Origin of the sequence: Paenibacillus amylolyticus (assembly GCF_051136285.1) — a bacterium.
Classification (GTDB): Bacteria; Bacillota; Bacilli; order Paenibacillales; family Paenibacillaceae; genus Paenibacillus; species Paenibacillus amylolyticus_F.
In genome coordinates, this window is sequence record NZ_CP194938.1 from 4,436,864 (window position 1) to 4,463,765 (window position 26,902).

Sequence of the window (26,902 nt, forward strand, 5' to 3'; positions counted from 1 at the left end):
AAGTTTATACTGAGGTGTACCATAAAGCTCCCATTAAAGCTCTTTTATAACGATGCGCTCGTAAATAAACAGATAAGCTTTGGAATCGATCTTTCCGGCATTTGCGGGGAATAGGTTCCAAAGCTTTTTTTGTTGTTTTATTTAAAATGCTCTGTTGAGGAACACAGAATACCAGAATGATGGCTGATATAAAATGAAGTAAGCCGGATTTCCATTCTCCCACCCAATTGAGTACAATGGTAATATTGATCATTATTGGTAAAGCGCGATGTGAGAACTTAGGGGGATATTCAAACACCATGTGGAAAATGGTAAAAAAGCTGGATGGCATCATCCTTTTTGTCTTGTTGTTGTTAATGGTTATCAGCATATTTGCCATTTACAGCGGTACACGTTTTGATCCTAAACTGGCGAATCATCATGTGAAAACGATCTATTTCTATATCGTGGGATTTATCGCTGTCATTGGAATTGGTTTGATTAACTACAAGGTGTATGTAAAATACGCGTTTATGGTATATGGTGTAGGCATCGTTTTCCTGATACTGGCTAATGTACTTGGGAGTAAGGTGAATAACGCAAATGGCTGGCTGAAGATCACCGAAACGATTTCGTTTCAACCTGCCGAATTGTTCAAAATGATCCTCATTCTGTTTCTCGCTCATCTCATTGTGAAGCGGAAGCGTGGGGAGCTGGGGTTCTGGAGAGATGTGGTACCGATTGGGCTCTGGACATTTATTCCGTTTGCGCTCGTTATGGCACAGAATGACCTGGGTAACGCTCTGGGTTACGTAATTATCCTGGTCGCGGTGTTATGGATCGGTAATATCAAGCTGAAACATGCGTTAATCGGGCTCACGATTGTGGCTGCATTCTTTATTGGTTTCATCAAATCGTACACCTTCTATCATGATGAAGTGTTTGCCTTTCTGGAAAAGATCAAACGTGAGCATTGGGCTGAACGGATCGATCCGTGGCTTGTGCCCGAGAAAGCCACAGCCAAAGCGATGTGGCATACCAAAAACGCAGGTCTTGCCATCGGATCAGGTGGGATTACGGGTAAAGGGTTTCTGGAAGGAACCTCTGTTCAAAGCGGACGTGTGCCTTATACGTACTCGGATTCGATCTTTGTGGTGGTGGCGGAGGAATTCGGCTTTGTGGGAGCTTCGATGTTAATCCTGTTATATTTTATCCTCATTCATCGGATGGTACTGATCGCGCTGGAGTGTAAAGAACGAGCCGGGCCTATTATCATTGTGGGCATTATCGGGATGTTACTCTATCAGGTGTTTGAAAATGTAGGAGCGTTCCTTGGCCTCATGCCACTGACGGGCATTACCTTGCCATTTATCAGTTATGGAGGGACGTCTTTACTGATCAACATGGCCTGTATCGGCCTGGTCATGAGCATTAAGTTGTACGGTGATGAGGACGAAGATGAATTGTTTCCAGAGGAAGAGTCTGCGCCCTTGATGCAGCGAATTCGGAGTCTGATAAAAAAGAAAAAAAAGAACAGTACGATGTAGTAGTGTTTTTCGCTAGTTGGAGGGATAATTGGAATGAATAATTTTCAGAAAATTGTGTCTGCGTTACTAGTGCTGATCATTGTGTTACTGAGTCTTATTTATGTTGAGATGAAACATCATAATAAAGTACAAGAAGGTATCCTTCACTACTTGTATAATGCAGATTAAAGTGTAATCCAAATATAATCTGTTTACGAAGAAAGCTTAGTTAACACTAGGCTTCTTTTGTGTGTCCACAGGAGTATAGCTATAAAGGTGTATATGAGATGCGGACAGGCTCCGATTATATGAAAAATTTTAATAGATTAGTGAATGTGCTAGGTTTACTCCTTCTTCTACCGGGCATACTGATAGACATGAGAGAGTTGGCAGCTGGATATCGGAGCCGAGGGGGAGAACGGGATGAACAGACGAATGGTTAAACAAATTGGACTTATCATTGTATGTCATATGATGATCATTATGATGTGGGAAGGTCAGAAAACAGATGCGGCTGTTGCCGCGGCAGCGATTCCGGAGCAGTCGATCCGCCTGCGGATTCTGGCGAACTCGGATACGGCTGGAGATCAGCTCGTGAAACGTGAGATTCGGGATGCGGTGGTTGCACAGATGGGCGAGTGGGTTGGAACGCTTGAGGATCCGCAAAGTCTGGAGCAGGCTCGGTATATCATTCGTGAGCATCTGTCCGAGATTGAGAATCGGGTAGGGGAAGAGTTGACGAAACGCGGACTGACCTATGATTACCAGGTGGAGCTTGGCACGGTTCCTTTTCCAACAAAGTTATATGGCGGTACGGTGTATCCTGCGGGTGATTATGAAGCGGTGCGGATCACATTGGGTGAAGGCAAGGGACAGAACTGGTGGTGTGTGTTGTTCCCGCCTTTATGTTTTATCGATGCGAGCACAGGAGATGCGTTGGCTAAACCAACAACAGTCTCTGCGGCAGCTGCGGATGCGGTAGAAGTGAAAGTCTCCGTGCAGGGGGAGACACCTGAAGCGAGATTCTTCCTGTGGGACGTGGCTGTGAAGTTATGGAATTGGATAACGAATTTATTCGCCTAACAACGATTTGTTGATAATTAAAATTGGAGTACAATTTAGAGTACAAGATAGAATATAAATACGCGAGGGGAGTTTCGTTGCAGGTTTGCAGGGAGCTTCCCTTTTTTATATAACAAATTTATGGGGGAAGTACTCCGTGGTTGGATCAAACCTGAAACGTGACAGATATGATATACTTATATGTACTGAAATTGAACCTACTTGAAGTTTAGGGATGATGATATATATGAACAGAGAGCATGAAGCGAGAACACATACCTCGTTAGAGGACAAACATGGCAATGAGGCGGCAGAGTCGGCCGAAGGTAAACAAAATACGGCTTACTGGGATGTCAGAGCACTGGTACAGGAGCAAGATGAGGCAGAGGAAGGGCGAGAGATTTTCCCGGTTTCCGGTGTGAAAAAGGGGAGCGCCGCCGGTGAAGCGGCGCTCGTGGACTTGCAGGCAGCCGCGGCTTGCCTTCGTCAAGGGAAGACGGTTGCCTTCCCGACAGAGACGGTCTACGGCCTCGGCGCAGATGCGCGCAGCACAGAAGCGGTGGAAGCGGTATTTGCCGCCAAAGGGCGGCCATCCGACAATCCGCTCATTGTGCATATCGCGCACCGTGACCAGTTAGATGATCTGGTCACTGAAGTTAATGCAACGGCGGAAGCGCTGATGGCGGCCTTCTGGCCGGGTCCGCTGACACTGGTGCTGCCGGTTAGGCCAGGGGCGGTGTCCCCGCGGGTCACCGCCGGACTGGATACGGTGGCCGTGCGCATGCCGGATCACCCGGTGGCTCTGCCACTCATCGCGGCGGCCGCATGCCCTGTGGCTGCGCCAAGCGCCAACCGTTCCGGGCGGCCTAGCCCGACCCTCGCCGCACATGTGCGGGAGGATCTGGATGGCCGCATCGGCGGCATCGTGGACGGTGGCCCCACAGGGGTGGGCGTCGAGTCCACGGTGGTGCAGGCCGGTGACGACGGTACCGTCACCATCCTGCGCCCTGGCGGCATCACGGCGGAGCAGCTGTCCGCCGTGGCCGCCCGTGTCGCCACGGACCCGGCGCTTCTCGCCGAAGGGTCCGGGGGCGACAGCACCAGCCCGGCGCCGCGCTCGCCGGGCATGAAGTATACGCACTACGCACCCGCAGGGGCGCTGTGCGTGGTGGAGGGGCCGCCCGCAGCGGTGGCGGCCTGGATCAGCGCCGCCCTCGCAGAGGCGGCGCAGCGCGGAGAGCGCACCGCGGTGCTGGCGTTCGCCGAGCACGCGGAGCAGTACCGCGCCGATGCCGTGTTCTCGCTGGGCGATGCCAGCGAGCTGCAGGAAGCTGCACGCAGGCTATACGCCGCGCTGCGCAGCTGCGATGAGCAGGGCGCCACATATATTGTGGCGGAAGCCTGCTCGCGCGAAGGGCTGGGAGCAGCCGTCATGAATCGGCTGCTCAAAGCGGCAGGCAACCAACTTATTCAAGTTGATTGAGCTGCCCATCTAACCAAACACTTCCTCCCTCCACTTTCCCTGCATCCGTCATGTTTGGGTCCTTGTCCGCATATCGTGTACAAGAACCTTTACGCGACTTGGGGGTATGAGGATGTGGGATGTGTCTGCCCATGTGGGGCAGTTGGTAACCATTCTGATTATGGCGGTTGCGCTTGGACTTGATGCATTCTCGCTGGGCATTGGAATTGGTATGAAAGGCATACGGCTGCGCGATATATTGAAGATCAGTACGGTCACGGCACTGTTTCATGTCATTATGCCGCTTGCTGGTATGTACATGGGCAAGTATGTCAGCTCTTTGCTGGGCGATATTACGAACTATGCGGCAGGTGGCTTGCTGGTGTTACTGGGTGCCCACATGATTTTGAATGCGTTCCGCGAAGGGGACACCAAACTGGTGGATCACCGCTCCCTGCTGGGTATTATTTTATTTTCACTCAGTGTCAGTGTGGATTCATTCTCTGTCGGGGTGTCACTTGGCATGTTCAGCAGTGATCTTGTCCTGACCATTCTGTCATTTGGGTTTTGCGGTGGCTTAATGTCCATCTTGGGGCTGCTTCTCGGACGCCGGGTGAGCCAGAATATGGGGGATTACGGCGAGGCCGTAGGCGGGGCGATCTTGCTTGCCTTTGGACTTTTGTTTATATTTTAAAATAAAACGTGTAAATCATCGGATAGGCATATCACATCTTGATCCAATGGGGAGGCTAACATAATGAAACATATTTTATTCGTATGTACAGGCAATACGTGCCGCAGCCCCATGGCAGAAGGGCTTTTGCGGAAACTCGCTTCCGAGCGCGGCATCCAGGTGCATGTTCGTTCTGCAGGTGTAGCCGCAACATCGGGTATGCCGGTATCGCGTCATGCCGAGGCGGTGTTGAGAGATCATAGTGCAGAAGGTCCAGCTCACTCCACACAGCTCAGTGCAGAACTGGTTGAATGGGCAGACCTCATTCTGACGTTGACCCGGAGTCATAAACAACATGTCATGCAGGTGTTTCCGGACTCCATTCAGAAGACGTACACCCTGAAAGAGTATGTAGAGAACGATGCACAAGTGCTTCAAGACCTGGAGGAATTGGACAGCCTGTTCGCTACATTGGAGATGAAGCGGGCACTTGGACAAGAGATGTTGGCCTCGGAGCGGGAACGTGCGATTGAGATTAGACAGAGAATTCCAAGTTTCGACATTTCGGACCCATTTGGCGGTAGTCGGGATGATTACAACATTGCGGCGGCAGAGATTCGGACGGCATTATCCCGCCTTTTGGATAAGCTTGAATAATTCAGGCAAGCAGAGGAAAGATATAGAAACAGAACAAGCGATGTAAATTAACCGTTGATTTTAAGTGTCGGTTGATTTATGATGAAGGGGAAAACAGGGATCCGGTGTAACTGGCGACGAAGTGGGCACAACCACAATGGAGCACCGGAACAAACGGCCGGTCGCCTGGGCAAAAGAGCAATTCTGCGATACCCGCAGACTGCTCTTTTTTTCGTCTTTCATCTGATTTTTCGCTATAATAGTACCTGAGATGCCATGCAACGTATGTGTGGAGCGAATGTGCACAAGAGATTGGCATGATTTTATCGGGAGGCGATAGGATGACTATTGAACTGGATTCGGAACAACCCGGATTGCAACAACAGACCGCATCAATCCTGCGCGAACTGGCACTAGCCGGGAAGCTTGGCTCCGGTCAAGTTGTGGTTATTGGCACAAGTACAAGCGAGGTCGCAGGCCAGCGCATTGGAACAAGCGGTGCAGTGGATGTGGCGCAGCAGTTGCTTGCAGGAGTTCGTGAGGTACAGACGGAGTTTGGTTTCGACACCGTATTCCAATGCTGTGAACACCTGAACAGGGCGCTTGTGATGGAACGGGCGTTGCTTGAACGGCTTGGACTGACAGAGGTTGGCGCTGTACCGGTGCCGAAGGCTGGTGGTTCCATGGCATCTACCGCCTATCGTTCATTGTCCGATCCATGTCTCGCTGAACATATTCAGGCTCATGCGGGTCTGGATATTGGAGAAACGATGATAGGTATGCACCTTCGCCATGTTGCGGTTCCTTTTCGGACCTCGCTTCGTTACATTGGTGAGGCTCGTGTCACGGCAGCACTGACACGTCCGAAACTAGTTGGCGGCGAACGTGCAGTTTATCGAATGGAAGAAGAGCCCGATTCGACTTTTTGTGACTAACGTATAAAGCGAAAGCAGTGGGTTACACTCCAGACTTCGATTGCATCACCATCTTAAGATCGCTGTTATCCCCAGATTTCTTTGAATCCCTTTTTTAAAAGTGGGAAATCCGGTGATAACGTATGCTTCCGATGCAGCTTTCCTTCGGAAAGCTTTCAGGCGAACGCGCTGCTTCTCCAGATTGGTGTTGTACTCTCCGTTTACGTGTAAACATCATTTCACTTTATAACTTCATAATAATTAGGAGGAATTTAATCATGGAACAATTGCGTAAGAATGACCCTGCAGTACTGGAAGCGATGAATCTTGAACTGAAACGTCAACAGAACAACATCGAGCTGATCGCTTCCGAGAACATCGTAAGCGAAGCGGTAATTGAAGCAATGGGATCTGTTCTGACGAACAAGTATGCTGAAGGATATCCAGGCAAACGTTACTATGGCGGTTGTGAGCATGTGGATATCGTTGAAGATATCGCGCGTGATCGTGCCAAAGAATTGTTTGGCGCAGAACATGCCAACGTGCAGCCGCACTCCGGTGCACAAGCGAACATGGCTGTATATCTGGCAGCGTTGAAGCCTGGCGATACGGTACTGGGTATGAACCTGGCACACGGCGGTCACTTGACGCATGGTAGTCCGGTTAATGCTTCTGGTTTGCTGTACAACTTCGTTGCATACGGCGTACAAGAAGATACATTCCTCATTGATTATGATGAAGTTCGCAAAGCAGCATTCAAACACCGTCCTCGTCTGATCGTGGCAGGTGCAAGTGCATATCCACGTACCATTGATTTTGAAAAGCTGGCTGCCATCGCCGATGATGTTGGCGCTCTGTTTATGGTTGATATGGCACATATCGCAGGACTTGTTGCAGCTGGATTGCATCCTAACCCAGTGCCACATGCACACTTTGTAACGACAACAACACATAAAACACTCCGCGGACCACGCGGCGGTATGATCCTGTGCCGTAAGTCTTGGGCAGCCGCAATTGATAAAGCCGTGTTCCCGGGTTCCCAAGGTGGACCATTGATGCACGTTATCGCTTCAAAAGCTGTAGCCTTTGGAGAAGCTTTGCAGCCTTCGTTCAAAACATATGCTCAGAACGTGGTGAAAAACGCACAAGTGCTGGCTGAAACATTGATCGCTGAAGGATTGAACATCGTATCCGGCGGTACAGACAACCACTTGATGCTGATCGACACACGCAGCGTGAACATCACAGGTAAGGAAGCAGAGCATGTGCTTGATTCCATCGGAATTACCGTGAACAAGAACGCTATTCCGTTCGATCCTACAAGTCCGTTTATCACTAGCGGTATCCGTATCGGAACACCTGCTGCGACTTCCCGTGGTATGGATGAAAAAGCGATGGTATCCATCGGTAAGATCATTGCCAAAACACTTAAAAATCCAAAAGACACAGCAACCCTTGATCAGGCGCGTGCAGAAGTAACTGCTTTGACTGACCAATACCCACTGTACACTGACCTTAAATATTAATACTACTTAATAAATATTGCTCGCGCTGTTTGATTTTGAGATGTTCAAGATGTGAACACGTAGACGGAGATGTATTTTGAGCATTCAATTCACACATCAGCACGAGCAAACAGGACCGGATGAATCATTTTCCGGTCCTGTTTTTGTAGGATTCGCTTTTCTGTAATGATTAGGTGCCCTTTGATGGTGTAATTCAGTGTGGGTGATGATATAATATACAGGATTTATCGAGCCTGTGAATGATGGCTAGGTATATTTGGAAATGCTTAACTCATGAAGAACTTACCGGAGGGACAATTTAATGGGAAAATTAGTAATATGTGATCACCCCCTGATTCAACACAAACTGACGTTTATACGCGACATGCGTACGAATACGAAAGATTTTCGTGAATTGGTTGATGAAGTAGCCACGTTGATGGCTTACGAGATTACAAGAGATGTTGAACTGGAATCGATTGATGTACAGACTCCTGTAGCAGCAACACAAGGAAAAGTGATTTCTGGACGTATGCTTGGACTGGTACCGATTCTGCGCGCAGGACTGGGGATGCTGGATGGTGTTGTGAAGTTGCTGCCAGCGGCAAAAGTAGGACATGTTGGCTTGTTCCGTGACCCGGAAACACTACAACCGGTTGAATACTACACCAAGCTACCTACAGATGTAACTGAGCGCCAACTGATTGTAATTGACCCGATGCTTGCAACAGGCGGATCAGCAATTGCAGCGATTGACGTGCTCAAGAAACGCGGCTGCACTCAGATCAAGATGATGAACCTGGTTGCAGCGCCAGAGGGCGTAAAAGCAGTACAGGATGCACACCCGGATGTGGATATCTATGTGGCTGCACTGGATGACCGTCTGGATGATCACGGATATATCGTGCCAGGACTTGGCGATGCAGGAGACCGTTTGTACGGAACGAAATAAGCATATTTTCATGCGGATTAGAAAAGGAGCTTTTCTTGAATGTCCAAAAAAATTAAAGTGATGACAATCTTCGGAGTGCGTCCGGAAGCCATCAAGATGGCTCCGCTTATTCTGGAATTGCAAAAACATCCCGAGTCCATTGAGTCGATTGTTTGCGTAACTGCGCAGCATCGTCAGATGTTGGATCAAGTTCTTGAAGTTTTCGACATTCATCCCGATTATGATCTGGATGTCATGAAGGATCGTCAAACGTTGAACGAGATCACAATTCGTGTTCTTGGCGGTCTGGAGCCAGTTTTGCGTGAAGCCAAGCCTGATATTGTGCTGGTTCACGGAGATACCTTGACTACATTTGTAGCCAGCTATGCAGCATTCCTGCAACAGATTCAAGTTGGGCATGTGGAGGCAGGATTGCGGACGTGGAACAAGCTGTCGCCGTATCCGGAAGAGATGAACCGCCAATTGACGGGTGTACTGGCTGATTTGCATTTTGCACCTACTGACTGGTCTTCTTCCAATCTTGCAAAAGAAAATAAATCGGCGTCTAGTACCTACGTCACAGGCAACACGGTAACGGATGTGTTTCAATATACAGTACGGGAGGACTACAAGCACCCGGTACTAGATTGGGCACAAGGCAAACGCCTGGTGCTGATGACTGCTCATCGCCGTGAATCTCAAGGCGAGCCTCACCGCAACATTTTCCAGGCCGTCAAACGGATTGCAGACGAATTCGAAGATATTGCCATCGTGTACCCGGTGCATCCTAGTCCTGCTGTGAAGGAGCCGGCTCACGCGATTTTGGGGAATCATCCCCGTATTCAGTTAATTGATCCGCTAGACGTAGTGGATTTGCATAACTTTTACCCGCACACTCACTTGATCCTGACTGATTCAGGCGGTTTGCAGGAAGAAGCGCCTTCGTTTGGTGTGCCTGTTCTTGTATTGCGCGATACAACAGAGCGCCCGGAAGGCATTGAAGCTGGCACGCTCGAATTGGTAGGGACGGAAGAGGAACGTGTATATGAACGGACCAAAGCGGTGCTTTCGGATGAAGCACTGTATGCAAGCATGAGCCAAGCTGCTAATCCATACGGTGATGGACATGCGTCGGAAAGAATTGTCAATGCGATTTTGCACCATTTTGGCGTGAAAAGTGATCGTCCGGAATCATTTCACAGAAAGTTCAAAAAATAATTCACATTTTTTGACGGTTTTACTGAGGGGATAGCATACAGTTAAACTGTACGGTTTTCGCGGGTTTATGGGCTTTAGAGGTTCATAAGCCTGTCGTTTCCCCCTTTAAAACGCTAAAATCAATCAATTGACAAAGGCTCTCATCATTCAGTAAAATTAACTGGGATTGCAAGGGTGGCGTGGAAAATGGCCGATTCGAACAAACCAAATTCATCCCGTAACCATGACGATAATGTATGGAAAGCGATGGGACTCGTGACAGCTTTTGGGATCGAGATTGCCATTCTCGCTGTTGCCGGATATTACGCTGGCTCCTGGTTGGACAAGACCATCGGAGGCAACGGAATATGGATCGCCGTAAGCGTTCTCTTTTTTCTTGCGGCAGGTGGGGTAAGCATTTACTTTATCGCGAAAAAAATCATGGGGGAAAGTGATGAGTGAACTAGCCAGATACCGCAGATCAATGACTGTTTTCGTCATGTATGTACTTATGATTTGTTTTCTCGCAGCGGCTTTTATGCCACGAGTGGAGACAATTGCTTTGGGACTAGCTCTGGGTACAGGAATTAGCTGGATTAATGCATTTTACCTGGGCTACAAAGTAAGGAAAATGTCTGATGATGCGGCAGAAGGTAACTTGAAGCGTGTGAACCTTGGATTTTTGACAAGAGCAGCGCTGGCTGTGCTCGGTATATTTATATCGATGCGCTTTCCGCAGTATTTCAATACATATGCGGTCGCAGGTGGTCTGGTTATTGCGCAATTTTCCTTACTGATTATAGGGATTATCTATTCCCGCAGAGCAGAATGAAATTAGGTGCTGCAGCTTTCAAGTCGAGAAAGGGGTGAGAAAAATATGCATGAAGCTCCAATTATTATGCTTGGCGGATTTCGACTGGATTTATCAGTTGTGTTGATGCTGGTCGTTACAGGTGCCCTTGTTTTTATTTTCGCTGTACTGGCGACACGAAGATTATCTGTTGAAAACCCCGGCAAGCTGCAAAATTTTATGGAGTGGGCAGTAGAATTCGTCCGCAATCTGATCTCAAGTACAATGGATATGAAGAAAGGTAAACATTTTATCTCTCTCGCTCTTTCCATGATTATGTTCATCTTTGTAGGGAACATGCTCGGACTTCCGTTCCAGGCAGTAACCGGGATGGATAAGGTAGAACAAGCGCAAGTATTCGGTCAACCGATTGTTACGGCCGTGGAAGCCTTTGAGAAGGCCCATGCCAAGGATCCGAATGCACATCCACACGTTGAACTGGCTTGGTGGAAATCACCGACAGCCGACTTGTCTGTAACGATGGGACTGGCTCTGGTTGCGTTCCTTGTATCTCATGGACTTGGATTATTCCGCAACACCAGAGGATATCTCAAGCATTACCTTCAGCCATTTGCCTTGTTCTTACCGATCAACTTGATCGAGACGGCATCGAAGCTGTTAACACACGGTATGCGTCTATTTGCGAATATCTTCGCGGGTGAGGTACTGATTACAACGATCCTGAAGCTGACCACATTCAAAGTGTTTGGTGCCATTGCGGCTATACCACTATTAATGGTTTGGCAAGGCTTTAGTATCTTTATCGGCGCGATCCAGGCATTTGTGTTTGTTATTTTGATGATGGTATACATCTCACAGAGCATCGAGACGCACGAAGAACATTAAGTTTCAAGCCCTAAGAAGATATCTTCATCAGGCTGAACAATAAAAAATACGATTTATTATTTTAAGGAGGATATACAAATGGGAGCAATGGCATTAATCGCAGCAGCAATTGTTGCAGGACTTGGCGCGTTTGGCGCAGGTATTGGTAACGGTATGGTAATCAGCAAAACGGTGGAAGGTATCGCTCGTCAACCAGAAGCGAAATCTACTCTTCAAACAACAATGTTTATCGGTGTAGGTTTGATCGAGGTATTGCCGATTATCGGTGTGGTACTCGCGTTCATGTTCTACGGTATGGCTTAATTTAAATGGATAAAGGTTTGGCGGGGAAGGCCACAGCCCTCCGCGCCTTCTTTTTAGGGAAATGTCCGTCCTAACAGGCGAACGTTTTAAGGATACCTCCAGGAAGGAGTGAACAGATTGAATTTCATATGGGAAAATACAATTCTTGCGATGGTTGCATTTGCAATTCTATATTGGCTGCTTAGCCGCTACGCTTTCGGCCCTTTGTTCTCCATTATGGAAAAGCGTCGTGAACTCGTGATGACGCAGATGAACGAGGCTGCACAGACTCGTGAACAGGCTATTGCCTATGTGGAGGAGCAAAAACAAGCTCTGGAACATGCGCGCAAAGAAGCTCACGACATCATTGAGCAGTCCAAACAAACGGGCGGCAAGCAAGCTGAGTCGATTTTGGCTGATGCTAAGGCAGAAGCGAATCGTCTTAAAGATGATGCGGTACGTGAGATCGAGAGCGAGAAGAACAAGGCAGTCGCAGCACTTCGCAGCGAACTGGGTACAGCTTCCGTTCAAATTGCTTCCAGATTGATTAAAAAAGAAGTTGAGAACGGTCCTGCACAAGAGGAACTTGTGAACCAATACCTCAATGAGGTAGGGGGCCGACAATGAGCCGCGATACGATTGTTGCCAAGCGTTATGCGAAAGCATTGTTTGAAGTTGCACTTCAGCAGCAGCAGGTGCTTGAGGTTGAACAGGAACTGCGCGCCGTAGTTAGTGCGTTAACTGGAGATGCCGAGATTATCAAGTTTATTGTATCTCCGAACATCTCTGATGAAGCCAAACAAAATGTGCTTCGTGCAAGCCTGGATGGCAAAGTGTCCGAACCTGTCCTTCGTACGGTTCTGCTCCTGATTGAGCGTGGACGCGTTGAACTGTTGGACGAATTGTTGAGTGACTACGTGAAGATTGAAGGTGATTCTCTTGGAATCGCTGACGCCCGTGTATACTCAACATATGCTTTGAACGATGAGGAAAAAGAAGCGGTAGCCCGTGAATTCGGTGGCCGTGTGAATAAAAAGATTCGTATCGAGAATTTTGTTGATCCGACTCTGCTGGGCGGATTGAAAGTCGCCATTGGCGATACGATCTATGACGGCAGCTTGGCTGGCAAGCTCGAACGTCTTGAGCAGTCTTTTAACAGACGAGTACAGTAGATTGGGGTGAGGACACTTGAGTATCAAACCAGAAGAAATCAGTACATTAATTAAGAGCCAAATCGAACAATACAAGACCGATATCGATGTAGTCGAAGTCGGAACGGTTATCGAGGTTGGTGATGGTATCGCTCGTGTTTATGGACTTGAGAACGTCATGTCCAACGAGTTGGTTGAATTCCCAAGCGGTGTTATGGGACTCGCCATGAACGTGGAAGAAAGCAATGTCGGTGTCGTTATCCTGGGACCTTACTATGATATTCGTGAAGGCGACCAAGTGAAACGTACTGGTCAAATCATGCAGGTGCCTGTAGGCGAAGCATTGATTGGGCGCGTTGTGAACCCGCTCGGTATTCCAGTGGATGGCAAAGGGCCAATCGCTACAACGGAATTCCGTCCGGTTGAAGGTAAAGCACCAGGCGTAATGGATCGTAAATCCGTTCATGAGCCGATGCAAACAGGAATCAAAGCTATCGATGCAATGGTACCAATCGGTCGCGGACAACGTGAGTTGATCATCGGTGACCGTCAAACAGGTAAAACATCAATTGCCATTGATGCAATCCTGAACCAAAAAGGTAGCGGCATGAAGTGTATCTATGTGGCTATTGGTCAGAAGCAGTCTACGGTTGCACAAGTTGTGGAAACTCTTCGTCGTAAAGGCGCAATGGAGTACACAATCGTTGTAACAGCAGCAGCTTCCGATCCATCACCACTCTTGTACATCGCACCGTACTCCGGTTGTTCGATGGGTGAGTATTTCATGTACAAAGGCGAGCACGTTCTGGTCATCTATGATGACTTGACTAAACAAGCTTCTGCTTATCGTGAGCTGTCCTTGTTGCTTCGTCGTCCACCGGGCCGTGAGGCTTATCCGGGTGACGTCTTCTACCTGCACTCCCGTTTGCTGGAGCGTGCCGCGAAGCTGAATGATGAACTTGGTGGAGGTTCTTTAACCGCACTACCGTTCATTGAAACACAAGCTTCCGATGTATCTGCGTATATTCCAACGAACGTAATCTCCATCACGGATGGACAGATCTTCCTGGAAGCTGACTTGTTCAATGCTGGACAACGTCCGGCGATCAACGTTGGTATCTCTGTATCCCGTGTCGGTGGTTCTGCTCAGATCAAAGCGATGAAAAAAGTTGCAGGTTCCCTGCGTCTTGACCTCGCTCAATATCGTGAGCTTCAAGCGTTCTCCCAGTTCGGTTCCGATCTGGATAAAGCGACTCAGGCTCGTCTGAATCGTGGTGCGCGTATGATGGAAATTCTGAAGCAAGGTGTTAACCAGCCGTTGCCTGTAGAACAACAGGTAGTCAGCTTGTATACTGCAGTTAAGGGATTCCTTGATGAGATTCCAACAGGTGATGTTACTCGTTTTGAACATGAGTTCCTTGCGTTCATGGAGAGCAACCACCCGGAAATTCTGGGATCGATTCGTGACACGAAAGAACTGACAGCAGACAATGAAAATGCACTCAAAGGTGCAATTGAGAAGTTCAGAAAGAGCTTCGCAGTCTCTGTCTAAATAGATGATTGTAGCTGCGGAGTTGTCTAACCGATTCCGCATGTCTGCATGCAAAACTTTGACTCGGTCAAAGCAGGATTATGCTTACACTGTAGTTTTGACGTTGTCAAAACTTACAGTGGGTGCTTACGAAGTAACTTTGGCTGCGCCAAAGTAGGGTTGTGCTTACGATGTAGTTTTGACTTTGTCAAAACTTTAAGGTGGTGAAATCATGGCAAAAGGTATGCGCGAAATTAAGCGTCAAATTAAAAGCGTACAGAGTACCAAGCAGATCACCAAAGCAATGGAGATGGTTGCAGCTGCAAAACTGCGTAAAGCGCAGGAAAAAGCAGAGGCAGCACGTCCATATTCAGAGAAGTTAAAAGAAGTTGTGGCGAGTATTGCCTCCAGTACCCAAGGTATCCAGCACCCGATGCTGGAAAGCCGTCCGGTCAAAAAGACAGCGTATCTGATCATTACGTCAGATCGGGGTCTTGCAGGTGGATACAATGCGAACGTTCTGCGTCAGGTGAATCTGACTCTGAAAGAGCGTCATAACTCCCAGGACGATTACGAATTATTCGTTATTGGTCGTAAAGGGCGTGACTATTTCAGAAGACGTGAAATAGCTATGGCTTCCACAACAACGGATCTGTCGGACTCACCTTCATTCGCAGATATCAAATCCATCGCTCATGAGGCGGTTCATGGATTTGAACTGGCTGAATTTGATGAATTGTACATTTGTTATAACCGCTTTGTAAATGCGTTGACCCAGATTCCGACAATGGAGAAACTTCTTCCTATGGAAACACCTGAGTTAACAGCTGCAGATGGACCGACTGCAAGCTACGAGTATGAACCGTCAGCTGAAGCTGTACTGGAAGTGTTGCTTCCGCGTTATGCGGAAACATTGATCTACGGTGCACTTCTGAACGGTAAAGCGAGTGAGCTGGGTGCTAAAATGACAGCAATGGGCAATGCAACCAAAAATGCATCCAAGCTCATTAACGACCTGTCATTGACTTACAACCGCGCACGTCAAGCAGCGATTACACAGGAGATTACGGAAATTGTGGCAGGTGCTAACGCAGCACAAGGCTAAATGTTTTTTATTTAATGAAGGCTTGCACTGCAAAGATGAACGAACGGAACTTTATTTTTGCCAAAGTAGCAGGCTTGTAGGAGGGGAACGTTAAGATGAACAAAGGACGCGTTGTGAGCATCATGGGTCCGGTTGTTGACGTCGAGTTTGATCGCGGCGGTCTGCCGGAAATCCTCAATGCCATTACGATCACTACAGTAAGCGAAAGCGGCGTTAGTGTAAATCTTACACTCGAAGCTTCGAAACATCTGGGTGACAACCGTGTACGTTGTATCGCGATGTCCTCCACGGACGGTCTCGTACGTGGTATGGAAGCCGTAGATACTGGAGCTCCAATCTCTGTACCTGTCGGTGAAGCGACACTGGGCCGTGTATTTAACGTACTTGGCGAAGCAATTGATACTGGCGGTACTGTAGAAGCTGCACACAAAAACCCGATTCACCGCTCTGCTCCTGCATTCGATGAACTGACTACCCAAGCAGAAATGCTTGAAACGGGTATCAAAGTTATCGACTTGCTGGCTCCTTACGCTAAAGGTGGTAAAATCGGTCTGTTCGGGGGCGCCGGTGTAGGTAAAACGGTAACCATTCAGGAACTGATCAACAACATTGCGCAAGAGCACGGTGGTATCTCCGTATTTGCCGGTGTTGGTGAGCGTACACGTGAAGGTAACGACTTGTATCACGAGATGAGTGATTCCGGCGTTATCAACAAAACAGCAATGGTCTTCGGACAAATGAACGAGCCTCCAGGCGCACGTCTTCGTGTAGCCCTCACAGGTCTGACCATGGCGGAATACTTCCGTGATGAAGAAGGCCGTGACGTGTTGCTCTTTATCGATAACATCTTCCGTTTCACCCAAGCGGGATCAGAAGTATCTGCCTTGCTTGGACGTATGCCATCTGCGGTAGGTTACCAGCCTACGCTGGCAACTGAAATGGGTCAATTGCAAGAGCGTATCACTTCAACGAAAAAAGGATCAGTTACATCCATCCAGGCGATCTATGTACCTGCGGATGACTATACTGACCCGGCTCCTGCAACAACGTTTGCTCACTTGGATGCAACAACTAACTTGGAGCGTAAAATCTCCGAGATGGGTATCTACCCTGCGGTAGATCCACTCGCATCCAGTTCCCGGATCTTGTCTCCTGAAGTTGTTGGCGAAGAGCACTATAGCGTTGCACAAGGTGTTAAACGTATCTTGGCACGTTATAACGAACTTCAAGATATCATTGCGATCTTGGGTATGGACGAGCTCAGTGAAGAAGACAGAGCGCTCGTTTATCGTGCACGTAAAATTCAACGTTTCTTGTCCCAGCCTTTCCACGTTGCTGAAGCATTTAACGGCATTCCGGGTAAATACGTTCCGGTTAAAGAAACGGTGCGCAGCTTTAAAGAGATTCTCGAAGGCAAGCATGACGATCTGCCGGAAGCAGCATTCCTCTTCGTGGGTACTATTGAAGAGGCAGTGGAGAAAGCCAAAACACTGGTATAATCTGACTCCAGGATTGTCCTTATGAAGCGAGCTATCCTTCGGATAGTTTCAGGAGGGATGGAATTTGAGCACCTTTTTGTTGGAAATCGTAACGCCTGAGCGTCTGGTCTATTCACAGCAAGTGAACAGCGTCATCGCTCGTGGTATTGAAGGGGAACTGGGGATTCTCCCTGGTCATATCCCGATGGTTACACCTTTACAGATTGCACCAATCATTATCAAAAACGGAAAAGAGAACAAGCAGGTCGCGATCGGCGGCGGCTTCATCGAAGTCCGCAAAGATAAAGTTGTTGTACTTGCAGAGAGTGCCGAATTCCCGGAAAGCATTGATGTGGATCGTGCGCGTGCGGCCAAAGAGCGGGCAGAACGCCGGCTTGCCAGCCAAAGCAACCAAGACCATTTTGATCACCGCCGTGCAGAGATTGCTTTGCAAAAAGCGGTTAACCGGATTAACGTATACGGCAAATAAAGTAACTTATGGAGCCCGGCGGCACAGTCTGCCGGGTTCTTTTAATCTTTTACAGCGAAATAGGACAATTGATTTCAGGACAGCTACGAAATTATCTATGAATTTGAAGGTTAGAGAGTCCTCTCTTTATATAGTATGAATCGTTCCACATCATTAGATTCACCTTTTGATTAACACATGAATAACATATAGGACTTAAGTAATATGGGCGCATTCCGCTGATAGAACCAATTTTTACGAAAAGAAGCTGAATTATTTCCGAGGAAATGACAGAATCGATATCGTTGCAACGCTCTTTTATGTCGTTTTAGTCACACAATACTAGCGAATAAAATTTAAAATGTTTTTTGAAGTGGAAATCAATGTAGTTGACAAGCGATAGTGAAACAGCCTATATTCCATAGAGTCAGCAGGTGCAAGTAGCTGGATACTAGATTTAAATCATCATGTACAGCCAAATTGTTGCTGCTCGGTCATATGGGCATCAGGTGATCCTGCGATCCGGAGTATAACTCACAGGTGAACGTGCATATTTTTCAGCTTCGAACATTCCAGTATACTAACAAGTTATGGGTGCAAGGCATATGATATGCTGATCATTGCAACAATCAAGGTGGAGGTAAAAGATATGGGTAATGATCTGGCGAATCAGGTAAACCAGACATTGAGCACCAACAGCCTGATTTCAATCGTTGTTTCTCTTATATGTATTGCGATAACATGGTGGTCACTGCAAAATCTGAAACTGGATTTGGTAATCAGACAGCCAAAAGGCCCTCAGGGGAGACTGCTACATTTGCTGCTCGCCATTATTTTGGGGCATGCTGTTGCTGGCTTTGTTATTGACTATTTGTCTTGGACTCAAATGTTAAGAAATTTGTTTTAATGTTGAGATGGTTGGTTAATCATCTGTTAGGTTCTTCAAGCGGCTCATTGTCGAATAACATCGATTAATTGTGTTAACAATTAGAGTATAAGTTGTCGGCCAAAACTTAAGAAAAAAATGTGAACGTTTAATTGAACGAATTTGAAGTGTTTATGTAAAAAATGCTTGTATCGCACAAATCAACAGTGTTATGATGGAAGTTAGGGAATTCACAATTTTCCACTTATTATGTAGGTTATAAACGGGATATCCGGTAGATACCGGCTAAAAATCATCCCAATGGGTCTGTTTTGATGCTATGATGGTCTTTTTGATGATTTTCACAAGCCATAAAGCAGGATGCACAGAACACATGGTATCATCGATATGATTTATACAAACCAATTCTTTTCTGAATAGACAACTGAGCATACATGCCAGAATTTGTCGAAATTCCACACACAGCAACAGTCCTTTCTATCACAGTAGGGCTTATGTATTCCGGAATGAGGAAAAGGGAATAAAAGCGCGGAGGGAACCATGATGAGCAAATTTATCGTCCGCGGTGGCAAAAGGTTGACCGGAAGTGTCAAAGTTAGCGGCGCTAAAAATTCTGTTCTTCCGATCATCGCTGCCTCTCTCTTAGGGGAAGAAGGACAAAGCGTTATTATTGACGCACCTCCTCTAGACGATGTGATGACGATTAACAAAGTGTTGGAATCGCTGGGAGCGGGAGTTACATACCGGGACGAAGTGATTACCGTAAATGCGGAGAATCTTACTTCCTGTGAAGCCCCGTATGAATGGGTTAGTAAAATGCGGGCGTCTTTTCTGGTCATGGGGCCTTTGTTGACGCGTTTGGGTCAAACAAGAATCTCACTACCTGGGGGATGTGCCATCGGTACACGACCGATTGATCAGCATCTCAAAGGTTTTGAAGCCATGGGAGCCGAGATCAGTTTGGGTCAAGGCTATATCGAAGCACGCAGCCAAGGACGGTTGCGCGGTGCGAAAATTTATCTAGATGTGGCTTCCGTAGGTGCCACTCAAAATATTATGATGGCTGCAACATTGGCCGAAGGTGTAACGGTTCTGGAGAATGCGGCGAAAGAACCTGAGATCGTGGATCTGGCTAATTTCCTGAACGGGATGGGAGCTAAAGTCCGCGGAGCCGGTACGGGCGTTATTCGTATTGAAGGTGTGGAGAAGTTGTCTGGTGTCAGACATACGGTAATCCCGGATCGCATTGAAGCGGGAACATATATGGCTGCAGCAGCAATCTCTGGTGGTGACGTATATGTTGAAGGTGCCATCTCCGATCACTTGGGGTCCGTCATTGCGAAGCTGGAGGAAATGGGCGTAACCGTACAGCCGGATGAGAATGGTGTGCGTGTCATTGCCGATCGTCCACTCAAAGCAGTGGATGTCAAAACATTACCATACCCAGGATTCCCGACGGATATGCAATCCCAGATGATGGCTTTGTTGCTGGCATCGGAAGGAACTAGCGTTGTGACGGAAACGGTCTTCGAGAACCGCTTTATGCACGTTGATGAATTCCAGTTGATGAACGCAGAGATCAAAGTAGAAGGTCGCTCGTCCATCGTTACGGGTAATGCAAAGCTGAAAGGTGCCAAAGTGACGGCTACAGACCTGCGTGCAGGGGCTGCTCTGATCATTGCTGGCCTGGTTGCTGAAGGTACCACTGAAGTGGGTGGTGTGCATCACATCGACCGTGGTTATGTACATTTGGCAGAGAAGCTTAATGGCCTTGGAGCGGATATCTACCGCATTTCGGTGGAAGAGCCTAAGCTGGATGCAGTTAAAGCACCTAGCGAAAAGGTAGAGGAAGAAGTTCCAATGTTCAAAGTACAACCAACTTGGGTGTAACATACATTTATATCACAGTGTCCTTGTCGATATTGAGCCACAGTAAATTGTGGGTTTTCGCAAACGAGAAGGAACATTAACGCATGTGTTTGATTAAGCTAAGCCTTCGGGCTTGGCTTTTTTTGTGTTCTCTTATATATTTCCAAACGGATTGTATGGTAATACGTTAAGTACCTGATTCTATTAATAGCTGATCCTAACTTCTAACATAACATCTGATTCTTTACCTTTTCTGTACCATATGAAAGAACATTTGCTTCATATCCATTACTGAGAACACGCTGCTCAATACGCGTAGCAACGATGTTTTCGGGTTATCGACTTGAATGGAGAAAGGGTTAATCGTTACATTAGTACGCCTCTCGTTTCTCTTAAACCTGGTTCTATCAGATCGCTATAACTCATATCTTAAACTATGGATTTGACAAAGAACCAGCCATGACCTGGTCATTACAACGGAGGGGTATCTCAGATGAAAGAAGCTCGTGTACAAGTAAAAGTACCTCTTGTCCCGCGGCCTGGGATTCAGGGATTAGAGGAGAGTTCAATCCAGGATGCAGAGAAAGACCAATCTGCTCCTGCGAAGAAGGGGAGTAAACCGCTACAGATAGTGAAGGTACAGATGATAACGGGGGGCAAGCCTGAAACGATACATGCTAGACCTGGGCAACATTTTGCAGAGGAGCTGAAGCAAGAAGCTACAGACCATATGAATATCCCCATTATTGAGCTAGATCCCTTTCGCAAGGTGAAACGCCGTCGTATGCGTGCCTTTGGCCGTCGTCACCGCTGGGGACGTAATTCGTGGCGTTGGCAACCCGTAGCAGCAGTTTCGGCATTGCTCGTTCTGGCGATAAGCATCCCGGTCATTCTGGTGTGGCCGCGAGCTGCCGAGCAGGTAAAATCAACGCCATCTTCTGCAGGTGTGAGCACTAGTACGAGTTCAAAGAGTCCAAGCCCTGTACCTGCAGTGCCTGTAACCTACCCTGAGCCTAACGTACGTGTTTACTTGGCTGCCAAAGGCACAACGATACAGTTGCCGCTTGAGGCATATGTGACGGGGGTAGTTGCTGCAGAGATGCCCGCTGAATTCAGACTAGAAGCATTGAAGGCTCAAGCGATAGCTGCTCGTACTTTTATTGTGAGAAGACTGGCTGCAAACGATACAAGTGGCGTACCATCAGGCGCAGCAGACGTGACGGATACGATTCGTCATCAGGTCTTCATTCCACCTGATCAGGTAAAGTCCGATTGGACCCGGCTGGGTAAAGCAAAGGAGTGGGAGAAACTACAGCAAGCTGTCCGCGAGAGCCGTGACGCAGTCATGACGTATCAAGGTCAGGCGATCACAGCATCCTTCTTCTCAACTAGCAATGGATATACGGAAAATGCAGAGGATGTGTGGGGCAACGTTGTTCCCTATCTGAAGAGTGTGGATAGCCCATGGGATAAACAACTGGCTCCAGGTTTCAGAGAAACGATTACGATGAAACGCAGTGACATTTTACAAAAGATGAACCTGGATGCGATTCCGGTGACTGCTGAAAAGAGTGGTTCGTGGATGAAAGTGTTATCTACCACCAAGGGGAAACGTATCAAGGAAATACAGATTGCCGGCGAAACCTTCAGCGGCCCGGAAGTCCGCAAACGTCTTGGGCTTAGATCCAGCCAGTTCAGCTGGAAAACGGAAGGTGATGCAGTGCAAATTACGACGTATGGATATGGTCATGGGGTGGGTATGAGTCAATGGGGAGCCAATGGCATGGCACAGGAGGGGCGCACAGCTACCGAGATTCTGAAACATTACTACACCGGAATCTCTTTCGGACAGGCCTCCAAGATGTTAGCTTCAAAGCAGGAGAAGTAAACACTTCCATGCTTCTTGTTCTCTATCAACCACCCATTCCGGAGTTTTCAAAATTTGGCTATATATGAAGGAAGTGAGAGCGTATGGGGAGCGCAGGGGACAGAAAAGACCTGTAGAAGCGTAGCGTCCGCCTTTATCACCGGATTTCTCCTGTGGGAGAATATAATCAATTTGGAAATGCGGGGATAACAGCCGGTCGAAAGGTTTTCTGGCCCCGGAGCGGCGCACGCACTACCACCCGTATATAGCATTCTTTGAAAGCTGCGTGAAAATAATTAGAGTCGCGCGTGTATAAAAGAGTTGCACCCGGTAACACTTGTTACTGAGGTGATCAAGATGAATGAACAAAACAACAAAAAAACAGTCCAAGAAGAAACTCCTAAAACAACGCAAGGAGTACCGGCCGCTCAGCCCTCTTCATGGAGAAAAGCAATGTCCAAACGTTGGGTTTTCCCGGCAGTCTACATCGCAGCAGCAGGCATTATACTAACTCTAGTGTGGGTCTATCAGGGAACAGGCGGCAAAGCTCTGAACCCGGACTCTGCTAAAGAAGCAGTAGAAACAGGCGCAGCGAGTACTGAGGGAACAGCGACAGGCGGAGAACAGGAAAGTGTGGAGGTTATTGCAAAGTCAGAAAATTTCGTATGGCCCGTAGCATCTCCGTCCGAGATTTCGGTCGTGAAACCATTCTATGACAACGAAGCTTCAAGTGAAGAGCATGAGGCTGCAATGGTGCAGTACAATGACACATTTATTCCGAATACGGGTGTAGATCTGGCGCGGGGTGACAACAAATCGTTTGAAGTCAAAGCAGCACTCAGCGGAAAGGTTACACGTGTTGAGCAAAACCCACTCACAGGTCAAGTGGTGGAAATTACCCACGGCGACAACCTGAAAACCGTATACCAAAGCCTTGCTGACGTCAAAGTAAAACAGGACGATGAAGTGAAGCAAGGGGATGCCATTGCATCTGCTGGAGTAAGTGAACTGGGTAAAAACTTGGGGAACCACCTTCACTTTGAAGTTTATGAAGATGGTCAGCCCGTGAACCCGCAAGGATATCTTCCGGAAAAATAAAATGATTTTTACCGCACTAACATGATGGGCAGGGGTGAATAACCTCTGCTCTTTTTATGCTTTTCAGAAAATAATGGGACCATCGAAGCTTGTCACTCCTCTAAACCGCGAATATATAGGCATGCTCCTCATATAATGTACCAAACTATCCACACAGTAGGGAGGCGGGAGCGTGCACGATTACATCAAGGAACGGACCATCAAAATTGGTCGCTGCATTGTTGAGACGAGAAATACGGTCCGTACCATTGCCAAAGAATTCGGCGTGTCAAAGAGTACTGTGCATAAGGATCTGACGGAGCGTCTGCCGGAAATCAACCCTGATCTTGCTGACCAGGTCAAACACATTTTGGAGTACCATAAGTCGATCCGTCATTTGCGGGGCGGTGAAGCGACCAAAATCAAGTACAAAAAAACAAGTGGAAAAAAACGTGAGGTGCTGGCTTCCGCCAAATCATAAGCTAGTTCTTCAAGAACTAGGCCAAAAAGCTCACAGTATGGATTGAATCCCTCCCCTGAAGTATGATATGTTAAAAGCTGGTACAGGATCGAATTATGACATCTTATCAGCCCGATTTTTACATATATATGTTGCACTTTGTCGAACGAGCGGTGACGTGATAAGAGACACTTTTTCACAGGATACGCTGACCAAATAATATCACTTTGGGGGCTCTTTTATGTTTAGCAAGGATATCGGTATTGATCTTGGCACGGCAAACGTGCTTATTCACGTGAAAGGAAGCGGAGTTGTTCTCAATGAACCTTCCGTCGTGACCATTGAAAGCGATACGAAGCGGGTCCTTGCTGTCGGGGAAGAGGCGCGTCGTATGGTAGGGCGTACGCCGGGTAACATTGTTGCCATTAGACCGCTGCGCGATGGTGTTATTGCGGACTTCGAAATTACGGAAGCCATGCTTAGACATTTCATTAGCCGTGTAGGGGCAAGAAGCTGGTACAGCCACCCGCGAATTTTGATCTGTGCACCAACGAATATTACTTCCGTAGAGCAGAAGGCCATCCGTGAAGCGGCGGAGCGCAGCGGTGCCAAAGAAGTATTCTTGGAAGAAGAGCCGAAAGCGGCAGCCATCGGTGCGGGTATGGATATTTTCCAGCCGAGCGGCAATATGGTCGTGGATATCGGCGGCGGAACGACTGACGTTGCAGTCCTGTCTATGGGCGACGTAGTCACCGCCTCTTCTATTAAAGTTGCTGGGGACAAGTTCGATGAAGCCATTACCAAGTATATCAAAGCCAAATATAAACTTATGATCGGGGAACGCACAGCAGAAGATATCAAAATCGCGATTGGTTCCGTGAACCCGGCTGGACATCAGGCTGAGATGGATATTCGCGGTCGCGATATGGTTACCGGTCTGCCAGTTACAGTGACTGTGTCAGGTAGTGAAGTGCAGGAAGCGCTATGGGATTCCGTGCAATCCATTATCGTTGCAGCCAAATCGGTATTGGAACGTACACCGCCTGAACTGTCTGCGGATATTATTGACCGCGGTGTAGTTTTGACGGGCGGAGGTGCATTGTTGAATGGACTGGATGAACTGTTGTCCAATGAATTGCATGTACCGGTATGGGTTGCAGAGGATCCGATGCACTGCGTTGTCAAAGGGACAGGCATTATGCTGAATAATTTGGATCAAGTGGTTAAGAAAAAGTTCTAGTCTGCCGATATAAAGAGCAATGGGTTCACTGCAAAGGTGAACAGAACGGACAAACAGCGATCTGCAATGCAGGGACAAGCGTTTGAGGAGAGGGGTTCATTCATGTTAAGAGGTCTGTACACTGCTGCTGCGGGAATGATTACAGAGCAACGTCGCCATGACACAGCCACGCAAAATATCGTAAATATGAACACAACGGGATACAAACAGGTGAACAATGTAAAGCGCGCGTTCCCGGAAATGCTCATTACTCTAACTGGCGGGGATCCCAATCTTCCAACAAAGCGGCTGGGCAGGCTCAACTCCGGTGTATTCGCGGAAGAGAGTTTATCCATGAATATTCAAGGTGCTCTTATGGAGACGAAGCGAAAAAGTGATTTTGCAATTTCCTCCAATCTAAGTGTGAATGATCCTCAGACAAACCAGCCTGTTCCGTTTGATGCTTCTGGCAAATTTGTACGAGCAGATGGAACCGTAACGTATCAGCCACAGGCGTATTTTACGGTTCGGGATGCAGATGGCAATACCCGTTATACACGTGATGGTCACCTGGAAGTGAACGGAACGGGGCAGCTTCTCAGCTCCACCGGTTCTCAGGTGCTCGATAGCAACGGACAACCGGTTGTATTGACAGGTTCTGTGGAGCAATTTAAAGTGGATGAGCAAGGCCGCCTTGTTAATGCGGTTACGGGTGCTCCAACAGGGGTTACGCTTGGAATCAGTGTTATTGATCAGCCGAATCAGTTGGTTCGTCAAGGTGACGGCAACTTTAGCCTGAATGAAGATAATGGAGCAACCGCTAGAATGATGGCCGTTGCCGATAATGTTCAGATTCATCAAGGTTACCTGGAAGGGTCGAATGTAGATGCCTCCCAAGCAACCGTTGACATGAATGCTGCATTCCGTGCATATGAAGCGAACCAGAAGGTCATTCAGTTCTATGACCGCAGTTTGGAAAAAGCTGTAAACGAAGTTGGTCGTGTATAACGCCATTTATAATATAACCGTACAGTGAGGGGCTCAAGTGCCCTTAGCGAAGCAAAGCAAAGCAGGAGGTTAAACCACCGCATGAATAATTCCATGATTAGTGCCAAGGTTTCTATGACCGCGATTCAGCAACGACTGGATGTCATTTCCGATAATATTGCCAACGTGAATACGGCAGGCTATAAGAGCAAACAGGCAAGTTTTGAGGATGCCCTGACTCGCGTACAGCAGCAAGATGATAAGTACAAGCAGGATGGACGCTCGACACCGATGGGTTATAACCTCGGTTTTGGAACACGTCTGGTCAATCTTACTAGAGATATGTCCCAAGGTAGCATGAAGGAGACGGGGAACCCGACAGATTTGGCTATTGAGGGCAACGCGATGTTCGCTGTTCAGGCGAATGGTCAGAAAGTATGGACACGGCAAGGGGCATTTCATTTTGTACCGGATATGCGTCCAAAAGTTAATCCTAATGATCCAGACCGGATGGTACTGGTCAATGACGCCGGGCATTTCGCTCTGAATCGTCAGGGGGAGCTGATTACGGCTCCAATGAATAGCACGGTTGCTTTTGATGATAAGGGTAACTTGCTGATTCGTCAGGGAGCTGGAAATGCCGTAATTACAGGACAGTTGCAGATGGTGGATATCGAGCGTCCTGAAGGACTCGTGCAATTAGCGGATAATCTGTTTGGTCTGGACGCCGGGGTAACCGAGAACGATGTATTTGGGGCTAACGCGGCAACACGTGTGCCACAAGCATCGATCCGTACAGGTTTTCTTGAGCAGTCTAATGTGGATATGACGCAGGAAATGGCATTGTTGATGCAAGGTCAGCGGACCTATCAACTGGCAGCGCGGGCGCTTACGTCCAGTGATTCCATGGCGGGTCTTGCCAATAATATGAGAGCATAAA

Annotated in this window: 29 protein-coding genes and 1 riboswitch; of the genes, 28 read left to right on the forward strand and 1 reads right to left on the reverse strand. The window is 47.8% G+C overall.

Going from position 1 to position 26,902, the window contains the following annotated elements; genetic code table 11:
* Window positions 1–4 precede the first annotated feature (4 nt).
* Window positions 5–301: a hypothetical protein gene (locus tag ACR8BL_RS19460; RefSeq protein ID WP_434756407.1), complete on the reverse strand. Its 297-nt coding sequence runs from the start codon at window positions 299–301 to the stop codon at window positions 5–7.
* On the opposite strand from ACR8BL_RS19460, the gene ACR8BL_RS19465 reads away from it, so the two are divergent.
* The 28 genes from ACR8BL_RS19465 (at window position 300) to ACR8BL_RS19600 (ending at window position 26,901) form a co-directional block, all read left to right on the forward strand.
* Window positions 300–1,526, forward strand: coding sequence for an FtsW/RodA/SpoVE family cell cycle protein (locus tag ACR8BL_RS19465; protein ID WP_434749144.1), 1,227 nt, complete (start codon window positions 300–302; stop codon window positions 1,524–1,526). The two genes, ACR8BL_RS19460 and ACR8BL_RS19465, sit on opposite strands and share 2 nt — an antisense overlap.
* A 33-nt stretch (window positions 1,527–1,559) precedes the next feature.
* A complete protein-coding gene (locus ACR8BL_RS19470; RefSeq protein WP_434749145.1) occupies window positions 1,560–1,694 on the forward strand; it encodes a hypothetical protein in 135 nt (44 codons plus the stop codon).
* A 234-nt stretch (window positions 1,695–1,928) separates the two neighbouring features.
* Entirely contained in the window at window positions 1,929–2,588 is a 660-nt protein-coding gene (gene spoIIR, locus ACR8BL_RS19475) for a stage II sporulation protein R (RefSeq protein WP_434749146.1), read from the forward strand.
* Window positions 2,589–2,802: 214 nt separating this feature from the next.
* Window positions 2,803–4,050, forward strand: coding sequence for an L-threonylcarbamoyladenylate synthase (locus ACR8BL_RS19480; protein WP_434749147.1), 1,248 nt, complete (start codon window positions 2,803–2,805; stop codon window positions 4,048–4,050).
* Between the two features lie 112 nt (window positions 4,051–4,162).
* Window positions 4,163–4,723: a manganese efflux pump MntP gene (locus tag ACR8BL_RS19485; RefSeq protein ID WP_434749148.1), complete on the forward strand. Its 561-nt coding sequence runs from the start codon at window positions 4,163–4,165 to the stop codon at window positions 4,721–4,723.
* Between the two features lie 63 nt (window positions 4,724–4,786).
* Complete coding sequence (locus ACR8BL_RS19490) at window positions 4,787–5,359, forward strand: low molecular weight protein arginine phosphatase (RefSeq protein WP_434749149.1); 573 nt, start codon at window positions 4,787–4,789, stop codon at window positions 5,357–5,359.
* Between the two features lie 96 nt (window positions 5,360–5,455).
* Window positions 5,456–5,537: riboswitch (ZMP/ZTP riboswitch) on the forward strand.
* 142 nt (window positions 5,538–5,679) lie between these two features.
* Entirely contained in the window at window positions 5,680–6,273 is a 594-nt protein-coding gene (locus ACR8BL_RS19495; protein ID WP_434749150.1) for a TIGR01440 family protein, read from the forward strand.
* Window positions 6,274–6,530: 257 nt separating this feature from the next.
* The gene (gene glyA, locus ACR8BL_RS19500; protein ID WP_434749151.1) at window positions 6,531–7,778 is read left to right on the forward strand and encodes a serine hydroxymethyltransferase; all 1,248 of its coding nucleotides are present in this window, start codon (window positions 6,531–6,533) and stop codon (window positions 7,776–7,778) included.
* 301 nt (window positions 7,779–8,079) lie between these two features.
* The gene (upp, locus tag ACR8BL_RS19505) at window positions 8,080–8,709 is read left to right on the forward strand and encodes a uracil phosphoribosyltransferase (RefSeq protein WP_090922856.1); all 630 of its coding nucleotides are present in this window, start codon (window positions 8,080–8,082) and stop codon (window positions 8,707–8,709) included.
* Window positions 8,710–8,748: 39 nt separating this feature from the next.
* A complete protein-coding gene (gene wecB, locus ACR8BL_RS19510) occupies window positions 8,749–9,906 on the forward strand; it encodes a non-hydrolyzing UDP-N-acetylglucosamine 2-epimerase (protein ID WP_434749152.1) in 1,158 nt (385 codons plus the stop codon).
* A 186-nt stretch (window positions 9,907–10,092) separates the two neighbouring features.
* Window positions 10,093–10,347 (forward strand): AtpZ/AtpI family protein, encoded by a 255-nt coding sequence (locus ACR8BL_RS19515; RefSeq protein WP_017691931.1) that lies wholly within the window; start codon window positions 10,093–10,095, stop codon window positions 10,345–10,347.
* Window positions 10,340–10,717, forward strand: a complete 378-nt coding sequence (locus ACR8BL_RS19520; protein ID WP_434749153.1) for an ATP synthase subunit I — start codon at window positions 10,340–10,342, stop codon at window positions 10,715–10,717. The genes ACR8BL_RS19515 and ACR8BL_RS19520 overlap by 8 nt, the downstream gene beginning before the upstream one ends.
* 45 nt (window positions 10,718–10,762) lie before the next feature.
* On the forward strand, window positions 10,763–11,581 hold the full coding sequence (gene atpB, locus ACR8BL_RS19525; RefSeq protein WP_434749154.1) for a F0F1 ATP synthase subunit A: 819 nt from the start codon (window positions 10,763–10,765) through the stop codon (window positions 11,579–11,581).
* Between the two features lie 78 nt (window positions 11,582–11,659).
* The gene (gene atpE / locus ACR8BL_RS19530) at window positions 11,660–11,884 is read left to right on the forward strand and encodes a F0F1 ATP synthase subunit C (RefSeq protein WP_017691934.1); all 225 of its coding nucleotides are present in this window, start codon (window positions 11,660–11,662) and stop codon (window positions 11,882–11,884) included.
* A 117-nt stretch (window positions 11,885–12,001) separates the two neighbouring features.
* A complete protein-coding gene (gene atpF, locus ACR8BL_RS19535; protein ID WP_434749155.1) occupies window positions 12,002–12,490 on the forward strand; it encodes a F0F1 ATP synthase subunit B in 489 nt (162 codons plus the stop codon).
* The gene (locus tag ACR8BL_RS19540) at window positions 12,487–13,035 is read left to right on the forward strand and encodes a F0F1 ATP synthase subunit delta (protein WP_434749156.1); all 549 of its coding nucleotides are present in this window, start codon (window positions 12,487–12,489) and stop codon (window positions 13,033–13,035) included. Before atpF ends, ACR8BL_RS19540 begins: the two co-directional genes overlap by 4 nt.
* A gap of 16 nt (window positions 13,036–13,051) precedes the next feature.
* A complete protein-coding gene (gene atpA, locus ACR8BL_RS19545) occupies window positions 13,052–14,566 on the forward strand; it encodes a F0F1 ATP synthase subunit alpha (RefSeq protein WP_095291229.1) in 1,515 nt (504 codons plus the stop codon).
* Window positions 14,567–14,777: 211 nt separating this feature from the next.
* Window positions 14,778–15,650, forward strand: a complete 873-nt coding sequence (gene atpG / locus ACR8BL_RS19550; protein ID WP_434749157.1) for an ATP synthase F1 subunit gamma — start codon at window positions 14,778–14,780, stop codon at window positions 15,648–15,650.
* Between the two features lie 95 nt (window positions 15,651–15,745).
* Complete coding sequence (gene atpD / locus ACR8BL_RS19555) at window positions 15,746–17,149, forward strand: F0F1 ATP synthase subunit beta (protein ID WP_434749158.1); 1,404 nt, start codon at window positions 15,746–15,748, stop codon at window positions 17,147–17,149.
* A gap of 64 nt (window positions 17,150–17,213) precedes the next feature.
* On the forward strand, window positions 17,214–17,618 hold the full coding sequence (locus tag ACR8BL_RS19560; RefSeq protein WP_434749159.1) for a F0F1 ATP synthase subunit epsilon: 405 nt from the start codon (window positions 17,214–17,216) through the stop codon (window positions 17,616–17,618).
* A gap of 628 nt (window positions 17,619–18,246) precedes the next feature.
* Entirely contained in the window at window positions 18,247–18,504 is a 258-nt protein-coding gene (locus ACR8BL_RS19565) for a DUF1146 family protein (protein ID WP_090922880.1), read from the forward strand.
* Window positions 18,505–19,026: 522 nt separating this feature from the next.
* On the forward strand, window positions 19,027–20,373 hold the full coding sequence (gene murA / locus ACR8BL_RS19570) for a UDP-N-acetylglucosamine 1-carboxyvinyltransferase (RefSeq protein ID WP_434753179.1): 1,347 nt from the start codon (window positions 19,027–19,029) through the stop codon (window positions 20,371–20,373).
* Between the two features lie 472 nt (window positions 20,374–20,845).
* Window positions 20,846–22,240: a stage II sporulation protein D gene (gene spoIID, locus ACR8BL_RS19575; RefSeq protein WP_434749160.1), complete on the forward strand. Its 1,395-nt coding sequence runs from the start codon at window positions 20,846–20,848 to the stop codon at window positions 22,238–22,240.
* Window positions 22,241–22,576: 336 nt separating this feature from the next.
* Window positions 22,577–23,317, forward strand: coding sequence for a peptidoglycan DD-metalloendopeptidase family protein (locus ACR8BL_RS19580; protein WP_434749161.1), 741 nt, complete (start codon window positions 22,577–22,579; stop codon window positions 23,315–23,317).
* 172 nt (window positions 23,318–23,489) lie between these two features.
* The gene (gene spoIIID / locus ACR8BL_RS19585; protein WP_024632710.1) at window positions 23,490–23,777 is read left to right on the forward strand and encodes a sporulation transcriptional regulator SpoIIID; all 288 of its coding nucleotides are present in this window, start codon (window positions 23,490–23,492) and stop codon (window positions 23,775–23,777) included.
* A gap of 220 nt (window positions 23,778–23,997) precedes the next feature.
* On the forward strand, window positions 23,998–24,996 hold the full coding sequence (locus tag ACR8BL_RS19590; protein WP_123065314.1) for a rod shape-determining protein: 999 nt from the start codon (window positions 23,998–24,000) through the stop codon (window positions 24,994–24,996).
* 102 nt (window positions 24,997–25,098) lie between these two features.
* Window positions 25,099–25,983: a flagellar hook-basal body protein gene (locus tag ACR8BL_RS19595; RefSeq protein ID WP_434749162.1), complete on the forward strand. Its 885-nt coding sequence runs from the start codon at window positions 25,099–25,101 to the stop codon at window positions 25,981–25,983.
* Window positions 25,984–26,064: 81 nt separating this feature from the next.
* Window positions 26,065–26,901: a flagellar hook-basal body protein gene (locus ACR8BL_RS19600; protein ID WP_434749163.1), complete on the forward strand. Its 837-nt coding sequence runs from the start codon at window positions 26,065–26,067 to the stop codon at window positions 26,899–26,901.
* Window position 26,902: the final 1 nt, after the last annotated feature.

Excerpts from the sequence above, each read along its gene's own strand:
- ACR8BL_RS19465 (WP_434749144.1), top strand. The coding sequence starts at position 300 with ATGTGGAAAATGGTAAAAAAGCTGGATGGCATCATCCTTTTTGTCTTG.
- ACR8BL_RS19460 (WP_434756407.1), bottom strand. The coding sequence starts at position 301 with ATGGTGTTTGAATATCCCCCTAAGTTCTCACATCGCGCTTTACCAATA.
- ACR8BL_RS19470 (WP_434749145.1), top strand. The coding sequence starts at position 1,560 with ATGAATAATTTTCAGAAAATTGTGTCTGCGTTACTAGTGCTGATCATT.
- spoIIR (WP_434749146.1), top strand. The coding sequence starts at position 1,929 with ATGAACAGACGAATGGTTAAACAAATTGGACTTATCATTGTATGTCAT.
- ACR8BL_RS19480 (WP_434749147.1), top strand. The coding sequence starts at position 2,803 with ATGATGATATATATGAACAGAGAGCATGAAGCGAGAACACATACCTCG.
- ACR8BL_RS19485 (WP_434749148.1), top strand. The coding sequence starts at position 4,163 with ATGTGGGATGTGTCTGCCCATGTGGGGCAGTTGGTAACCATTCTGATT.
- ACR8BL_RS19490 (WP_434749149.1), top strand. The coding sequence starts at position 4,787 with ATGAAACATATTTTATTCGTATGTACAGGCAATACGTGCCGCAGCCCC.
- ACR8BL_RS19495 (WP_434749150.1), top strand. The coding sequence starts at position 5,680 with ATGACTATTGAACTGGATTCGGAACAACCCGGATTGCAACAACAGACC.
- glyA (WP_434749151.1), top strand. The coding sequence starts at position 6,531 with ATGGAACAATTGCGTAAGAATGACCCTGCAGTACTGGAAGCGATGAAT.
- upp (WP_090922856.1), top strand. The coding sequence starts at position 8,080 with ATGGGAAAATTAGTAATATGTGATCACCCCCTGATTCAACACAAACTG.
- wecB (WP_434749152.1), top strand. The coding sequence starts at position 8,749 with ATGTCCAAAAAAATTAAAGTGATGACAATCTTCGGAGTGCGTCCGGAA.
- ACR8BL_RS19515 (WP_017691931.1), top strand. The coding sequence starts at position 10,093 with ATGGCCGATTCGAACAAACCAAATTCATCCCGTAACCATGACGATAAT.
- ACR8BL_RS19520 (WP_434749153.1), top strand. The coding sequence starts at position 10,340 with ATGAGTGAACTAGCCAGATACCGCAGATCAATGACTGTTTTCGTCATG.
- atpB (WP_434749154.1), top strand. The coding sequence starts at position 10,763 with ATGCATGAAGCTCCAATTATTATGCTTGGCGGATTTCGACTGGATTTA.
- atpE (WP_017691934.1), top strand. The coding sequence starts at position 11,660 with ATGGGAGCAATGGCATTAATCGCAGCAGCAATTGTTGCAGGACTTGGC.
- ACR8BL_RS19540 (WP_434749156.1), top strand. The coding sequence starts at position 12,487 with ATGAGCCGCGATACGATTGTTGCCAAGCGTTATGCGAAAGCATTGTTT.
- atpG (WP_434749157.1), top strand. The coding sequence starts at position 14,778 with ATGGCAAAAGGTATGCGCGAAATTAAGCGTCAAATTAAAAGCGTACAG.
- atpD (WP_434749158.1), top strand. The coding sequence starts at position 15,746 with ATGAACAAAGGACGCGTTGTGAGCATCATGGGTCCGGTTGTTGACGTC.
- ACR8BL_RS19565 (WP_090922880.1), top strand. The coding sequence starts at position 18,247 with ATGGGTAATGATCTGGCGAATCAGGTAAACCAGACATTGAGCACCAAC.
- murA (WP_434753179.1), top strand. The coding sequence starts at position 19,027 with ATGAGCAAATTTATCGTCCGCGGTGGCAAAAGGTTGACCGGAAGTGTC.
- spoIID (WP_434749160.1), top strand. The coding sequence starts at position 20,846 with ATGAAAGAAGCTCGTGTACAAGTAAAAGTACCTCTTGTCCCGCGGCCT.
- ACR8BL_RS19580 (WP_434749161.1), top strand. The coding sequence starts at position 22,577 with ATGAATGAACAAAACAACAAAAAAACAGTCCAAGAAGAAACTCCTAAA.
- ACR8BL_RS19590 (WP_123065314.1), top strand. The coding sequence starts at position 23,998 with ATGTTTAGCAAGGATATCGGTATTGATCTTGGCACGGCAAACGTGCTT.
- ACR8BL_RS19595 (WP_434749162.1), top strand. The coding sequence starts at position 25,099 with ATGTTAAGAGGTCTGTACACTGCTGCTGCGGGAATGATTACAGAGCAA.
- ACR8BL_RS19600 (WP_434749163.1), top strand. The coding sequence starts at position 26,065 with ATGAATAATTCCATGATTAGTGCCAAGGTTTCTATGACCGCGATTCAG.